Below are 16106 nucleotides of genomic sequence, written 5' to 3'. Positions count from 1 at the left end.
TAACCGGTCGTATCGAGCGCGGCATTGTTAAAGTCGGCGAAGAGATCGAAATCGTCGGTATTATCGATACCGTCAAAACGACTTGCACCGGCGTGGAAATGTTCCGCAAACTGCTGGATCAAGGTCAAGCTGGCGACAACGTTGGTCTGCTGCTGCGCGGCACCAAGCGTGAAGACGTGCAACGTGGTCAAGTTCTGGCAAAGCCAGGCTCGATCAAGCCGCATGCGCACTTCACCGGCGAGATCTATGTTCTGTCGAAAGACGAAGGCGGCCGTCATACGCCATTCTTCAACAACTATCGTCCACAGTTCTACTTCCGCACGACGGACGTAACTGGTTCGATCGAGTTGCCAGCAGACAAAGAAATGGTCATGCCAGGCGATAACGTGTCGATCACCGTCAAGCTGATCAACCCGATCGCGATGGAAGAAGGCCTGCGCTTCGCTATCCGTGAAGGCGGTCGTACCGTCGGCGCCGGCGTGGTTGCAAAAATCCTCGCATAAGGAAATGTTATGCTTCCACCTGGGGCGTCCTGGGTGGTAGAATAGCACTCCTCGAAAGTTTTACGTAGGGACGTAGCTCAATTGGCAGAGCGTCGGTCTCCAAAACCGAAGGTTGGGGGTTCGATGCCCTCCGTCCCTGCCACCGTCAAGGTGCAGGGCACCGAAAGTAGAAAAATGTCAAATCAATCCGTGCAAACCGTTAGCACGTCGAGTGACAAGATAAAAGTCGCGCTGGCAATAGTGGCTGCGATTGCAGGAGTAGTCGGGTTTTATTACCTGGCAGGCCAACCAGCTCTGGTGCGTGCAAGCGCGCTTGTGGCTGGTTTGGTTATTGCTGTTGCGCTCTTGTATATCTCGACGACCGGCCGTGAATTTCTCAATTTCGCCAAAGAAGCCGTGCGCGAAACCAAGAAAGTCGTTTGGCCTACCCGCAAAGAAGCCACGCAGATTACTGCGATCGTGTTTGCCTTTGTGCTGGTCATGGCGATTTTCCTGTGGGGCACGGATAAATTGCTCGAGTTTTTGTTGTATGACGTAATTCTGGGTTGGAAAAAATAATGAGCGAAAATGTGCATGATGAAGCGGCGGACGAGTCCGTTCCGGGCGACGCTCCGGTGGCGGACACTGGTGCAGCGCTGAGCGTGCCAGTGAGCAGCAAGCGCTGGTATGTCGTGCATGCTTATTCCGGCATGGAAAAAAGCGTCATGCGCGCACTGACCGAGCGCATCGAGCGCGCGGGCATGCAAGACCAGTTCGGCCAGATCCTGGTGCCGATCGAAGAAGTTGTCGAAGTCAAGAATGGCGTGAAGTCCGTCACCGAGCGTCGTTTCTATCCTGGCTATGTGCTGGTTGAAATGGAAATGACGGACGAGAGCTGGCACTTGGTCAAGAACACCAGCAAGGTTACCGGTTTCATTGGTGGCAAGTCGAACAAGCCGACGCCGATCTCCGCGCGCGAAATCGACGGCATCATGAAGCAGATGCAGGAAGGTGTTGAAAAGCCCCGTCCAAAAACCTTGTACGAAGTGGGCGAGCAAGTCCGTATCAAGGATGGCCCGTTCACCGATTTCAACGGCAATGTCGAAGAAGTCAACTACGAGAAATCCAAAGTACGCGTTTCGGTCACCATTTTCGGCCGCGCTACCCCGGTAGAGCTCGAATTCGGCCAGGTCGAAAAAGTTTAAGCATTAGCAAGCGCCACCAGGAGCGTTGCGGCAGTCTCAGCAAAATCCGGTCAGAGGAGCCCCGCCAGGGTAGGATCGGCGGGGCGCTACTACTCAATCCAAGATAGGAGCCATCATGGCAAAGAAAATCATTGGTTTTATCAAGCTGCAAGTGCCAGCTGGTAAAGCAAACCCATCCCCACCAATCGGTCCAGCTCTGGGTCAACGTGGTCTGAACATCATGGAATTCTGCAAGGCCTTCAATGCACAGACCCAAGGTCTGGAGCCAGGCATGCCGATTCCAGTCGTGATCACCGCGTTCGCTGACAAGTCCTTCACCTTCGTGATGAAGACGCCTCCAGCAACCTACCTGATCAAAAAAGCTGCTGCGATCACCAAAGGTTCGCCGAAGCCACATACCGACAAAGTCGGTACGCTGACCCGCGCACAAGCTGAAGAAATCGCTAAATTGAAAACCCCTGATCTGACCGCTGCCGACATGGATGCTGCTGTACGCACCATCGCTGGTTCCGCTCGTTCGATTGGTATCACGGTGGAAGGTGTTGTATAATGGCTAAGTTATCCAAACGTATCAAGGCTTTGAAAGCCAAAGTCGACCGTACCAAAGTGTACGCTTTCGACAACGCTGTCGCTCTGATCAAAGAGTGCGCAACGGCCAAGTTCAATGAATCGATCGACGTATCGGTACAACTGGGTGTTGATCCTAAGAAATCCGACCAAGTGGTGCGCGGCTCCGTCGTGCTGCCAGCTGGTACCGGCAAAACCGTACGCGTGGCTGTATTCGCGTCGGGCGAAAAAGCGGAAGCTGCCAAAGCAGCTGGCGCCGACATCGTTGGTATGGAAGACCTGGCTGAGCAGATCAAAGCCGGCGACATGCCTTTCGACATCGTTATCGCTTCGCCAGATACCATGCGTATCGTTGGTACCCTGGGTCAGATCCTGGGCCCACGCGGCATGATGCCTAACCCGAAAGTTGGCACTGTTACTCCTGACGTCGCTACCGCCGTGAAAAACGCGAAAGCCGGTCAAGTTCAGTACCGTACCGACAAATCCGGTATCATCCACGCTACCATCGGCCGTAAATCGTTCGCTGACGCAGATCTGAAGTCGAATCTGGTCGCACTGATCGACGCACTGAACAAAGCCAAGCCAGCATCGAGCAAAGGCGTGTACCTGCGCAAAGTTTCGCTGTCGTCGACCATGGGCGCTGGCGTCCGTGTTGACCAGGCTAGCCTGGCAGCTTAAGTAACAGAATCAAGTCCCACGCGCCTTCGGGCGCTGTGGGCGCATCTTTGGGCTGTCTGCCTGGTGTTCGCACCAGGCAGGCAGACAATCAAAGACCGTTGGGCCGACTGCGATGGCACATGCAGAAGGTTAATAGGCTTGCCGGCAACGGCAGGTGCCCAACGCAGATGGTGTACCCGAACAAGTTTTGTAGTCCTCATGCTGCGTGAATCCATCCGCTCAGTTTAGTACTTCTTGACTTCGGACGCCGTGTTCGAACCGATGCAAGGCGCTCAACCACTCGGTTGTGATTGCCGAACATCATTTAAGGAGGTTGACCGTGAGTCTCAATCTGAATGACAAAAAGGCCGTCGTCGCCGAAGTTTCCGCACAAGTAGCAAATGCGCAAACGATCGTCGTGGCCGAATATCGTGGCATCCAGGTTGGTCACTTGACGCAACTGCGTGCTAAAGCGCGTGCCCAAGGCGTGTACCTGCGTGTGTTGAAAAACACTCTGGCTCGTCGCTCCGTTGAAGGTACCGCATTCGCCAGCCTGGCAGATGCCATGACCGGCCCGTTGATCTACTCGATCTCGGCCGATGCCGTTGCAGCAGCTAAAGTCATCGCTGACTTCGCTAAAACCAACGACAAACTGGTCATCAAAGCAGGTAACTACGCAGGCAAGCCGCTGGATACAGCTGCTGTCACCGCGTTGGCGAGCATTCCTAGCCGTGAAGTCCTCATTTCGCAGTTGTTGGGCGTTATGCTGGCTCCGGTTTCGGGCTTTGCACGTGGTCTGGCTGCCCTGGCAGCGAAAAAAGGCGAAGGCGCCGAAGCTCCTGCAGAAGCAGCAGCAGAAGAAGCCCCAGCAGCCGCTTAATTGCGCGCGCTTTTTTCTCTCAGTACCAATCTGATGTAACTAACGTAATAAATTTAGGAGTTTCAAAATGGCAATTAGCAAAGACGATATCCTGGAAGCAGTTAGCGCCATGTCCGTAATGGACCTGAACGACCTGGTTAAAGCATTCGAAGAAAAATTCGGCGTGTCCGCAGCAGCAATGGCTTCGGCCGGTCCTGCAGCAGGCCCAGCAGCAGCTGCTGAAGAACAAACCGAATTCAACGTCATCCTTGACACCTTCGGCGCAAACAAAGTTGGCGTTATTAAAGCAGTTCGCGAAATCACCGGCCTGGGCTTGAAAGAAGCTAAAGACCTGGTCGATGGCGCACCAAAAACTGTGAAAGAAGCAGTGTCGAAAGCTGACGCTGAAGCAGCACAGAAGAAACTGGTAGAAGCCGGCGCAACCGCTTCGATCAAGTAATATCTGTACCGGCGGCAGTTAGCGCCCGAGTCAAAGTCTGAGGTTTCCCCTCGCAAGGGGGGAAATCCGACTTTGGCTCCTTTGTCGTCTGCATCGTATTTGTCATGTAGTTGTAGCAGCAGTTTTTATTCGATTCAAGCCGGAAAGCAGAGCCTTGAGGTTTCGTCTGTGTCACACGCAGCGGTGCAAACGAACACTTGCAAAACCTGAATTTTCTATCCTTTCTGTCACTCACGGAGTGTCCATGCACTACTCATTTACTGAGAAGAAACGCATTCGCAAATCATTCGCGAAGCGCGCCAACGTTCACCACGTTCCGTTCCTGCTGGCGACCCAGCTCGAGTCTTATCATAGCTTCTTGCAAGAGGACATAGCACCGTCCGGCCGCAAGAATGATGGCCTGCAGTCGGCTTTCACTTCGATTTTCCCTATCGTGTCGCACAATGGTTTTGCGCGTCTCGAATTCTTGTCGTACGTTCTGGGCGATCCTGCCTTTGACGTCAAAGAATGTCAACAACGTGGCCTGACGTTCGCGTCGCCGCTGCGCGCGAAAGTGCGCCTGGTGATCCTGGACAAGGAATCGCCAACCAAGCCCGTCGTCAAAGAGATGAAGGAACAGGAAGTCTACATGGGCGAATTGCCGCTCATGACGACCACCGGTTCGTTCGTCATCAACGGCACGGAGCGGGTTATCGTTTCCCAGTTGCACCGTTCGCCTGGCGTGTTCTTCGAGCACGACCGCGGCAAGACTCACTCGTCCGGTAAACTGCTGTTCTCCGCGCGTATCATTCCTTACCGCGGTTCGTGGCTGGACTTCGAGTTCGACCCGAAAGACATCCTGTTCTTCCGCGTCGACCGCCGCCGCAAGATGCCAGTGACGATCCTGCTCAAAGCTATCGGCATGTCGCATGAGCAAATCCTGGCGAACTTCTTCGTCTTCGACAATTTCAACCTGCGCTCCGAAGGCGCGGAAATGGAATTCGTCTCCGAGCGTCTGCGCGGCGAAGTGGCGCGTTTCGACATCGTCGACAAGTCGGGCAAGACCCTGGTGCTGAAAGACAAGCGTATCAACGCGAAACACGTGCGTGATATCGAAGCTGCCGGCATCAAGCACATTTCCGTACCGGAAGACTACCTGCTGGGCCGCGTATTGGCGAAGAACATCGTCGATGGCGACACCGGCGAAGTCGTCGCGTCCGCGAACGATGAGCTGACCGAAGACTTGTTGGGCCGCCTGCGCGATGCCAACATTTCCGAAATCCAGACCTTGTACACCAACGACCTGGACCAGGGCGCCTACATCTCGCAAACCCTGCGTATCGACGACACCGCCGATCAGATGGCTGCGAAAGTGGCGATCTACCGCATGATGCGTCCAGGCGAACCGCCAACGGAAGACTCCGTTGAAGCGCTGTTCAATGGCCTGTTCTACAACTCGGACCGCTACGACCTGTCGGCCGTGGGCCGCATGAAGTTCAACCGCCGCATTGGCCGCGATGAACTGACCGGCGCCATGACCCTGTCGAACGAAGACGTGCTGGCCGTGATCAAGATCCTGGTGGAACTGCGCAATGGCCGCGGCGAAGTCGACGATATCGATCACCTGGGTAACCGTCGCGTACGTTGCGTAGGCGAACTGGCCGAGAATCAATTCCGCGCCGGTCTGGTGCGTGTTGAACGCGCCGTCAAGGAACGCCTCGGCCAAGCCGAAGCGGACAACCTGATGCCGCACGACCTGATCAACTCGAAGCCGATTTCGGCCGCGATTCGCGAGTTCTTCGGTTCGTCCCAGTTGTCGCAGTTTATGGACCAAACCAATCCTCTGTCGGAAATTACCCACAAGCGCCGCGTATCGGCTCTGGGACCCGGCGGTCTGACACGCGAACGCGCCGGCTTTGAAGTGCGCGACGTGCATCCGACCCACTACGGCCGCGTCTGCCCGATCGAGACACCGGAAGGTCCGAACATTGGTCTGATCAACTCGCTGGCTCTGTATGCCCGCCTGAATGAATATGGCTTCCTGGAAACCCCGTACCGCAAGGTCGAAGGCTCCAAGATTACCGATCAGATCGACTACCTGTCCGCCATCGAAGAAGGTCGCTACATCATCGCTCAGGCGAATGCGACCATCAGCGATGAAGGTACGCTGTCCGATGAACTGGTCTCGGCCCGTGAAGCCGGCGAAACCATCCTGGTCTCCCCGGAGCGCATCCAGTACATGGACGTGGCACCTGGCCAGATCGTTTCCGTCGCTGCCTCGCTGATTCCGTTCCTCGAACACGATGATGCGAACCGTGCATTGATGGGCGCCAACATGCAACGCCAGGCTGTGCCTTGCTTGCGTCCTGAAAAAGCGCTGGTCGGTACCGGTATCGAACGCACCGTTGCGGTCGACTCGGGCACCACCGTGCAAGCCTTGCGTGGCGGTATCGTCGATTACATCGATGCGGGCCGTGTCGTGATTCGCGTGAACGATGACGAAGCAACCGCTGGTGAAGTGGGCGTCGACATCTACAACCTGATCAAGTACACCCGTTCGAACCAGAACACCAACATCAACCAGCGTCCTATCGTGCAAGTGGGCGACCGTGTTGCCAAGCGCGACGTGATCGCCGATGGCGCATCGACCGACCTGGGTGAATTGGCGCTGGGCCAGAACATGACCGTGGCCTTCATGCCATGGAATGGTCTGAACTTCGAAGATTCGATCCTGATCTCGGAAAACGTCGTCAAGGACGACCGCTACACCTCGATTCACATCGAAGAGTTGTCGGTGGTGGCCCGTGACACGAAACTGGGCGCGGAAGAAATTACGCGCGACATCTCGAACCTGGCTGAAAACCAGCTGGCACGTCTGGATGAATCCGGTATCGTCTACATCGGCGCTGAAGTACAAGCCGGCGACACCCTGGTTGGTAAAGTGACGCCTAAAGGCGAAACCCAGCTGACCCCGGAAGAGAAGCTGCTGCGCGCGATTTTCGGCGAAAAAGCTTCGGACGTGAAAGACACGTCGCTGCGCGTGCCTTCGGGCATGATCGGTACCGTGATCGACGTGCAAGTCTTCACCCGTGAAGGCATCGTGCGCGACAAGCGTGCCCAGCAAATTATCGATGACGAACTGAAACGCTTCCGTCTGGATCTGAACGACCAGATGCGTATCGTTGAAGGCGATGCCTTCCAGCGTCTGGAAAAAATGCTGATCGGCAAAGTTGTCAATGGCGGCCCTAAAAAGCTGGCCAAAGGCGCCAAGATCACCAAGGATTACCTGGCCGATCTGGACAAATACCACTGGTTCGACATCCGCCCTGCGGACGACGATGCAGCGGTAGCGCTGGAAGCGATCAAGGAATCGATCAACGAGAAGCGTCACCAGTTCGATCTGGCCTTCGAAGAGAAGCGCAAGAAACTGACGCAAGGCGATGAGCTGCAACCAGGCGTGCAAAAAATGGTCAAGGTGTACCTGGCCGTGAAACGCCGCCTGCAGTCGGGCGACAAGATGGCAGGTCGCCACGGTAACAAGGGTGTGGTTTCCCGTATTGTTCCTGTGGAAGACATGCCATACATGGCCGACGGCACGCCAGCCGACGTTGTGCTGAACCCGCTGGGCGTTCCTTCGCGGATGAACGTTGGTCAGATTCTCGAGACTCACTTGGGCTGGGCTGCCAAGGGTCTGGGTATCCGTATCGGCGAAATGCTGAAGGCGCAAACCAAGGTCGAACAAGTGCGCAAGTACCTGACGACGATCTACAACGACAATGGCCGCGCGGAAGATCTGGATAACTTCGACGACGAAGAGATCATGAAGCTGGCGGAAAACCTGAAAAAAGGTGTTCCATTCGCCACGCCAGTGTTCGACGGCGCCAATGAAGAAGAGATCCGCCGCATGCTGGACCTGGCGTATCCGGACGACATCGCCAAGAACCTGGGCATGACCGCTTCGAAAAACCAGGTGACCATGTATGACGGTCGCACCGGTGAAGCGTTCGAGCGCAAGGTCACTGTCGGCGTCATGCACATGCTGAAACTGCATCACTTGGTCGATGACAAGATGCATGCGCGTTCGACCGGTCCTTACTCGCTGGTGACGCAACAGCCACTGGGCGGTAAAGCCCAGTTCGGTGGTCAGCGTTTCGGTGAGATGGAAGTCTGGGCACTGGAAGCGTATGGCGCGTCGTATGTCTTGCAAGAGATGTTGACCGTCAAGTCCGATGACGTGAATGGCCGTACCAAAGTGTACGAGAACCTCGTCAAGGGCGACCACGTGATCGACGCCGGCATGCCGGAATCGTTCAACGTGCTGGTCAAGGAAATCCGTTCGCTGGGTATCGATATCGACCTCGAACGCAACTAAACGACAGCACCCTGTCATTTGGTTTGGGAAACACAAAGCCCGGCTGGGAAACCACGCCGGGCAATGTAGTCTCAGGAATATAGAAATTTAATCACCTCTGGAGTGATACATGAAAGCACTGCTCGATCTATTCAAGCAAGTACAGACCAACGAGACCTTCGATGCAATCAAGATCGGTCTCGCTTCGCCTGAGAAAATCCGTTCGTGGTCCTACGGCGAAGTCAAGAAGCCGGAAACCATCAACTACCGTACCTTCAAGCCTGAGCGCGACGGCCTGTTCTGCGCCAAGATCTTTGGCCCGATCAAGGATTACGAATGCCTGTGCGGCAAGTACAAGCGCCTGAAACACCGCGGCGTGATCTGCGAAAAGTGCGGCGTCGAAGTCACCTTGGCCAAAGTGCGCCGCGAGCGCATGGGCCACATCGAGCTGGCCTCGCCGACCGCGCACATCTGGTTCCTGAAGTCGCTGCCGTCGCGTCTGGGCATGGTCCTGGACATGACCCTGCGGGACATCGAACGCGTGCTGTACTTTGAAGCATACGTCGTGACCGATCCAGGCATGACCCCGCTGAAGAAGTGCCAGATCATGTCGGAAGACGACTACGCCGCCAAGTACGAAGAGTACGGCGACGACTTCACCGCCTTCATGGGCGCCGAAGGTATCCGTGAACTGCTGCGCTCGATCGACATCCACCGCGATGCCGAAACCCTGCGCGTGGAACTGAAGGAATCGAAATCCGAAGCCAAGATCAAGAAATACGCCAAACGCCTTAAGGTGTTGGAGGCGTTCCAGCGTTCGGGCATCAAGCCTGACTGGATGATCATGGAAGTGCTGCCAGTGCTGCCGCCGGAATTGCGTCCGCTGGTACCGCTGGACGGTGGCCGTTTCGCGACCTCGGATCTGAACGATCTGTATCGCCGCGTCATCAACCGTAACAACCGTCTGAAACGCCTGATGGAGCTGCGCGCTCCAGAGATCATCACGCGCAACGAAAAGCGCATGCTGCAAGAAGCGGTCGATTCGCTGCTGGACAACGGCCGTCGCGGCAAAGCGATGACCGGCGCCAACAAGCGTCCGCTGAAGTCCTTGGCAGAGATGATCAAAGGTAAAGGCGGTCGTTTCCGTCAAAACTTGCTGGGCAAACGCGTCGATTACTCCGGTCGTTCGGTCATCGTCGTGGGCCCGCAATTGAAACTGCATCAGTGCGGCTTGCCGAAACTGATGGCGCTGGAACTGTTCAAACCATTCATTTTCAATAAACTGGAACTGATGGGTCTGGCTACCACGATCAAGGCCGCGAAAAAGCTGGTCGAGATTCAAGAGCCGGTCGTGTGGGACATCCTGGAAGACGTGATCCGTGAACATCCGATCATGTTGAACCGCGCACCTACGCTGCACCGTCTGGGTATCCAGGCCTTCGAGCCAGTCCTGATTGAAGGCAAGGCCATCCAGCTGCACCCGCTCGTCTGCGCCGCATTCAACGCCGACTTTGACGGTGACCAAATGGCGGTCCACGTTCCTCTGTCGATCGAAGCGCAGATGGAAGCACGCACGTTGATGCTGGCATCGAACAACATCCTGTTCCCATCGAACGGCGAACCATCGATCGTTCCTTCCCAGGATATCGTGCTGGGTCTGTACTACGCGACCCGCGAAGCGATCAATGCGAAGAACGAAGGGATGATGTTCCCTGACGTGTCGGAAGTGATCCGCGCCTACGACAACAAGGAAGTCGAACTGACGACCCGCGTTACCGTGCGTATTACCGAATACCCGAAAAACGCCGAAACGGGCGAATTCGAGAAAACGGTAACCCGCTACGAAACGACGATCGGCCGTGCGATCCTGTCGGAAATTCTGCCTAAAGGCTTGCCGTTCTCCGTCCTGAACCGCGCGCTGAAAAAGAAAGAAATTTCCAAGCTGATCAACACGTCGTTCCGCAAGTGCGGCCTGCGCGCCACCGTGGTGTTCGCAGACAAACTGATGCAATCGGGTTTCCGCCTGGCGACACGTGCCGGTATCTCGATCTGCGTCGACGACATGCTGGTACCGCCTCAAAAAGTTACCCTGATCGCGACGGCCGAATCGGAAGTCAAGCAGATCGAACAGCAATACGCCTCGGGTCTCGTGACCGCCGGCGAGCGTTACAACAAGGTAGTCGATATCTGGGGCAAGACCTCCGATGAAGTCGGCAAGGCCATGATGGACCAGCTCAAAGTCGAAGACGTGATCCGCCGCGACGGCACCAAGTCGACGCAAGAATCGTTCAACGCCATTTACATGATGGCCGACTCCGGCGCGCGCGGTTCCGCAGCCCAGATTCGCCAGTTGGCCGGTATGCGTGGTCTGATGGCCAAACCGGATGGCTCGATTATCGAAACGCCGATTACCGCGAACTTCCGCGAAGGTCTGAACGTTTTGCAGTACTTCATTTCGACCCACGGCGCTCGTAAAGGTCTGGCCGATACGGCGCTGAAAACGGCTAACTCCGGTTACCTGACGCGTCGTCTGGTTGACGTGACGCAAGACTTGGTGGTGATCGAGGACGATTGCGGCACCATGAACGGCGCCGTCATGAAGGCACTGGTCGAAGGTGGTGAAGTCATCGAACCGTTGCGTGACCGTATCCTCGGCCGCGTGGTGGTGCATGACGTCGTCAATCCTGAAACCCAGGAAACGCTGTACGAAGCCGGCACCCTGATGGACGAAGACATGGTCGAAGAGATCGAGCGTCTGTCCATCGATGAAGTCAAGGTCCGCACGCCACTGACTTGCGACACGCGCTTCGGCCTGTGCGCCAAGTGCTATGGCCGCGATCTGGGCCGCGGCATGCTGGTCAACGCCGGCGAAGCCGTCGGTGTGGTGGCAGCGCAGTCGATTGGTGAGCCTGGTACCCAGCTGACCATGCGTACCTTCCACATTGGTGGTGCGGCATCGCGTGCAGCAGTGGCATCGTCGGTGGAAGCCAAGTCGAACGGTACCATCCGCTTCACGGCAACCATGCGTTACGTGACGAACGGCAAGGGCGCGCAAATCGTCATTTCCCGTTCCGGCGAAGTGCTGATTACCGACGACCATGGCCGTGAGCGTGAGCGTCATAAAGTACCGTACGGTGCGACCCTGATCGTCAAGGACGGCATGGTCATCAAGGCCGGTACGGCCCTGGCAACGTGGGATCCGCTGACCCGTCCGATCATTACCGAATACGCCGGTCAAGTGCGTTTCGAGAACGTCGAAGAAGGCGTCACCGTAGCCCGTCAGGTCGACGAAGTGACCGGTCTGTCCACCCTGGTGGCGATCGATGCGAAACGTCGCGGTTCGTTGACGAAAACGTTGCGTCCGCAAGTCAAGCTGATCAACGACGCGAACGAAGAAGTCAAGATCGCCGGCACCGAACACTCGGTGGCGATCGGCTTCCAGGTCGGCGCGCTGATCATGGTCAAGGACGGTCAACAGGTATCGGTTGGTGAAGTGCTGGCACGTATTCCTACCGAATCGCAAAAAACGCGCGATATTACCGGTGGTCTGCCACGCGTTGCGGAACTGTTCGAAGCACGCTCGCCGAAAGATGCCGGTATGCTGGCGGAAGTCACGGGTACGGTTGCGTTCGGTAAAGAAACCAAGGGCAAGCAGCGTCTGGAAATCACGGACATGGACGGCAACAAGCATGAGTTCTTGATCACCAAGGACAAACAAGTGCTGGTGCATGACGGCCAAGTCGTGAACAAGGGCGAGATGATCGTGGACGGCCCGGCCGATCCGCAAGACATCCTGCGCCTGCTGGGTATCGAAGCGCTGGCACGTTACATCGTTGACGAAGTGCAGGACGTGTACCGTCTGCAAGGCGTGAAGATCAATGACAAGCACATCGAAGTGATCGTGCGTCAGATGCTGCGCCGTGTTCAGATCGTCAATGCCGGCGACACCAACTACATCGTTGGCGAGCAGGTAGAGCGTTCGGAACTGCTGGACGAGAACGATCGCATGGCCGTTGAGAACAAGATTCCAGCGACCTACGAAAACGTCTTGTTGGGTATTACCAAGGCATCGCTGTCGACCGATTCGTTCATCTCGGCGGCATCGTTCCAGGAAACCACCCGCGTGCTGACCGAAGCGGCGATCATGGGCAAGCGCGATGGTTTGCGCGGCCTGAAAGAGAACGTCATCGTCGGCCGCTTGATTCCTGGCGGTACGGGCCTGGCCTTCCACCGCGCACGCAAAGAGAAAGAAGCGTGGGAAGTGGAAGAGCGTCAAGCGCTGCTGCTGGCCGAGAAAGCCTCGATGGCTGGCGAAGCTGCCGAAGCGTTGCAGGACATCGAAACCCAGCAACACCACGGCGACGAAGCGTAATTTGCGCTGCTAGCTGACAAGAACGGCACCTTCGGGTGCCGTTTTTTTTCGTCTTGAGATAAGTCAATCAGACCGCGTGGTCCGCATAGCCGTCGGGACGGATCAGCAGGCTCTTGATGCCGGCCAGTTGCGGGCAGCCGGGTTTGATGGTCCGCGAAGTGAGCCAGGCCGCGTCGAAACGATACGCTGGTGTCGCGTGGGTGGCATCGCCAACGGCCAGTTGTAGCCATTTTCCCGCATGCAGCAGTTCATGGATGCCCACGGCCGTGCCGTCGGCCAGACGCAGCAGCCAGTCGGGCACGCGCCGGCCGGTCCAGTCTGCGCTGCCGGTGCTCGCGTCAGCGCCCAGCGAGATGGGATAGCGCACGCCAAAGCCCGATAACTCGCTGGCCAGCGCGCGGTTGACGTCCGGCTGCGCCAGCATGTCGCTGATGGTGGCGCGCAGGGCCAGGGTACGCGCGTCAAAACGCGTCAGCATGGCCGTTTGCGCGAGGGTATTGTGCTGCACAGACAGGCCAACGGGATGGCGCTCCGCATGGTAGCTGTCGAGCAGGCTGTCCGGTGCATAGCCCTTGAGCACGCCGGCCAGCTTCCAGCCCAGGTTCATGGCATCCTGCATGCCCACGTTCATGCCCTGGCCGCCTGCCGGCATGTGGATGTGGGCGGCATCGCCGGCCAGGAAGACGCGCCCCTGGCGGTAGCGCCCGGCCAGCCGTGTTTCATCGCTGAAGCGCGATAGCCAACTGGCGTCATGCAGGCCGAAATCGTAGTCCGCGATGTCCGTGCTGGCTTGCGACAATTCCTCCACGCTGGCCGCTTCCGCTGCCGCGGGCTTGGGACGACGCGCATTCATGGTGATGACGCGGTGGCGGCCTTGCCCCAGCGGCAGGATCATCAGGCTACCTGCTGCGTTCGTCAGGGACAGCATGGGTGACGCGGGCGGATGGCGCAGCTGTACATCTCCCATGAGCATGCTGCAAGTGGCCGCCACGCCGTCGAAGGCGATGCCCGCCTGCTGGCGCACGAGGCTGCGACCGCCATCGGTGCCGACCAGGTAACGGGCACGCAGGCAGAAGGGGACGCCGTCATGCGTGCCGGCCACCGTGACGCCATCGTCATCCTGCTGTGTCTGTTCCACGAGCGCGCCGCGAACAATCGCCACGCCGTCTTCCAGCAATTGCTCTTCCAGCAGGCGTTCTGTCGTGCTTTGCGGCAGAAACAAGGTGTAGGGATGGGGCGTGTCGAAGCCGGAAAAGTCGAGCCGGGTATCGAGGCCCGCGTAATGGCCGCTGGAAAAGGACGTGCCCAGCGCAACAAAGCGCTGGTCCAGACCCCGCAAGCCCAGCATTTCCAGGGTGCGGCCATGGATGGTCAGCGCGCGCGAATGCGCGTTGCGTTGCGGCCGCCGCTCGAGGATGGCCACGCGGATGCCGGCCAGGCGCAATTCGCAGGCCAGGGTCAGGCCGACGGGACCGGCGCCCACGATGATGACTTCGATATCGCTATTGTGCATGTCACTCTCAATCTAACGTTGTTAGTCTACGCAAAATGGTAAACTAACGACGTTAGAGTTTCAAGGGAAATGACAGGAAAATGAAAATTCAACGCGAAGCCGTGGTGGCCAGGGCGCTCGAGCTGCTGGACGAAGTGGGTATCGAGGGCTTGACCATGCGTCGCCTGGCCGATGCGATGGGCATCAAGGCCGCTTCGTTGTACTGGCATTTTGCGAACAAGCAGGCTTTGCTCGATGGCATGGCCGACGTGTTGATCGAAGATGTGGCAAGGAACGTCGATGAGGGGGCGGGCTGGGATGCGCGGCTGCGCCAGGTGGCGGCGCAAATGCGCGCGGCGTTATCGGCCCGCCGCGATGGCGTGCGCGTCTTTGGCGGTACCTATGTGATATCGGAAAATGTGTTTCGCGTCGCCGAAGCGTTAATCGGCCCGATGCGTGCAGCTGGGGCATCGGAGAAACTGGCCAGCTGGAGCGCATTTACGCTGCTATATTATGTGCTCGGTTTTGTCATGGAAGCGCAAGGCGCGGGACCGGGGAGCGCCGCCATGAATGCATTATCGAGCCGGCGCGCCGATTTCACGGCCATGGCGGCCGATAATTATCCGCACGTGCTCGCTTCTATGGATGCTATTTTTAATGCGGATATCGATGATCGTTTTGATGCGGGCCTCGATTTGATTATGATCGGCTTGCAGGAAAAAATTAAAACAAATCAGGGTATATAGAGTTAATCTGTCTGACAGCTGTGTATTTTTATTGTCGGGTATATTCGATCATTTTCCTTCTTTTGCCGCGTATTTTATTGTTGCCTTGTTAGCTTTATAGTGAGCACTCACATTGATTTCCCTCGTCGGCACCATTGTGGATCGTGCCGTGGCCTGTCCGGCGATGCCGAGTGTCGCCAGCACGGCCGGCACTGGTCGCGGCCGGAACACGTGTTGCGCAAATGCCCGCTCATGGCCGGGCCACGCCAATTGTCAGTTTATTCATGCTAAGATTTGGCGCATGATTGCCCAAGCCCTGTTTACCCCCGCCCAGCAGAAACTGCTGGGATTGTTGTTTGTTCGCGTGAATGAAGGCTTTCACTTGAACGAGATCATGCGCCTGACCGGCCTTGGCAGCGCGTCGGCGCAACGGGAACTGCGTCGCCTGCATGAGTCAGGCCTGATCACGTCGGAGCGGATCGGCAATGTGCGGCGCTTCTGGCCCAACAAGGAAAGCCTCGTGTATCCGGAATTGAGCGGACTGGTGCAGAAAACTTTCGGCATCGTTGGCGTCCTCAGCATGACTCTGGCGCCCTTGCGCGACCAGTTGCACCTGGCATTCGTGTCGGGTGCCACGGCGAAGGGACAGGATATGCCTGGCAGCGCCATCGATTTGCTGCTGGTGGGCGAAGAAGCCAATTATGGCGATCTGTTGACGGGATTGGCGCCGGCCGAGCGAACCTTAAGGCGTAAAATCAATCCCAACTTATATACGCTGGCCGATTATCGCCGGCGTCTGCGTGAAGGCCAGCCATTCCTGCTGCAGGTATTACAGCAGCCGAAGTTGTTTGTCATCGGCGATGAATCGCAATTGCATGCGCTGGCATTGCCAGATTCCTCAATGCAAGCGATTGGCACGCCATCTGTATTCTAAAGGCCGGGCCTGGCATTCAATTT

General features: G+C 57.1%; 12 protein-coding genes and 1 tRNA gene. 12 read left to right on the top strand and 1 reads right to left on the bottom strand.

Annotation, left to right across the window (positions count from 1 at the left end):
- The 10 genes from CSQ93_RS26070 to rpoC all read left to right on the top strand — a co-directional run.
- The coding region (locus CSQ93_RS26070; RefSeq protein WP_099378430.1) for an EF-Tu/IF-2/RF-3 family GTPase at window positions 1–503 on the top strand (503 nt) is incomplete at its 5' end.
- 66 nt (window positions 504–569) lie between these two features.
- Window positions 570–645: transfer RNA gene (locus CSQ93_RS26065), tRNA-Trp, on the top strand.
- A 32-nt stretch (window positions 646–677) separates the two neighbouring features.
- Window positions 678–1061 (top strand): preprotein translocase subunit SecE, encoded by a 384-nt coding sequence (secE, locus tag CSQ93_RS26060; RefSeq protein ID WP_035823944.1) that lies wholly within the window; start codon window positions 678–680, stop codon window positions 1059–1061.
- Complete coding sequence (nusG, locus tag CSQ93_RS26055) at window positions 1061–1687, top strand: transcription termination/antitermination protein NusG (RefSeq protein ID WP_034753130.1); 627 nt, start codon at window positions 1061–1063, stop codon at window positions 1685–1687. Before secE ends, nusG begins: the two co-directional genes overlap by 1 nt.
- Window positions 1688–1802: 115 nt before the next feature.
- Entirely contained in the window at window positions 1803–2237 is a 435-nt protein-coding gene (gene rplK / locus CSQ93_RS26050) for a 50S ribosomal protein L11 (protein ID WP_034753131.1), read from the top strand.
- Window positions 2237–2932: a 50S ribosomal protein L1 gene (gene rplA, locus CSQ93_RS26045; protein ID WP_034753134.1), complete on the top strand. Its 696-nt coding sequence runs from the start codon at window positions 2237–2239 to the stop codon at window positions 2930–2932. The genes rplK and rplA overlap by 1 nt, the downstream gene beginning before the upstream one ends.
- Window positions 2933–3251: 319 nt before the next feature.
- Window positions 3252–3791, top strand: coding sequence for a 50S ribosomal protein L10 (gene rplJ, locus CSQ93_RS26040; RefSeq protein ID WP_034753621.1), 540 nt, complete (start codon window positions 3252–3254; stop codon window positions 3789–3791).
- Window positions 3792–3858: 67 nt separating this feature from the next.
- The gene (gene rplL / locus CSQ93_RS26035) at window positions 3859–4230 is read left to right on the top strand and encodes a 50S ribosomal protein L7/L12 (RefSeq protein WP_034753136.1); all 372 of its coding nucleotides are present in this window, start codon (window positions 3859–3861) and stop codon (window positions 4228–4230) included.
- 244 nt (window positions 4231–4474) lie between these two features.
- Window positions 4475–8581, top strand: a complete 4107-nt coding sequence (rpoB, locus tag CSQ93_RS26030; protein WP_099380535.1) for a DNA-directed RNA polymerase subunit beta — start codon at window positions 4475–4477, stop codon at window positions 8579–8581.
- 109 nt (window positions 8582–8690) lie between these two features.
- Window positions 8691–12932: a DNA-directed RNA polymerase subunit beta' gene (rpoC, locus tag CSQ93_RS26025; protein ID WP_034753138.1), complete on the top strand. Its 4242-nt coding sequence runs from the start codon at window positions 8691–8693 to the stop codon at window positions 12930–12932.
- Between the two features lie 67 nt (window positions 12933–12999).
- Here the strand turns inward: rpoC and CSQ93_RS26020 are convergent, their stop codons facing one another.
- The gene (locus CSQ93_RS26020) at window positions 13000–14445 is read right to left on the bottom strand and encodes an FAD-dependent monooxygenase (RefSeq protein ID WP_099380534.1); all 1446 of its coding nucleotides are present in this window, start codon (window positions 14443–14445) and stop codon (window positions 13000–13002) included.
- An 80-nt stretch (window positions 14446–14525) separates the two neighbouring features.
- Between CSQ93_RS26020 and CSQ93_RS26015 the strand changes: the two genes are divergently transcribed.
- Both CSQ93_RS26015 and CSQ93_RS26010 read left to right on the top strand, forming a co-directional pair.
- A complete protein-coding gene (locus CSQ93_RS26015; RefSeq protein WP_099380533.1) occupies window positions 14526–15170 on the top strand; it encodes a TetR/AcrR family transcriptional regulator C-terminal domain-containing protein in 645 nt (214 codons plus the stop codon).
- Between the two features lie 112 nt (window positions 15171–15282).
- Window positions 15283–16083, top strand: coding sequence for an ArsR family transcriptional regulator (locus CSQ93_RS26010; protein ID WP_233516353.1), 801 nt, complete (start codon window positions 15283–15285; stop codon window positions 16081–16083).
- The last annotated feature ends 23 nt before the right edge of the window (window positions 16084–16106 follow it).

Source organism: Janthinobacterium sp. BJB426, assembly GCF_002735705.1.
Lineage (GTDB): Bacteria > Pseudomonadota > Gammaproteobacteria > Burkholderiales > Burkholderiaceae_D > Janthinobacterium.
This window is presented reverse-complemented; position numbering and strand designations above follow the sequence as displayed.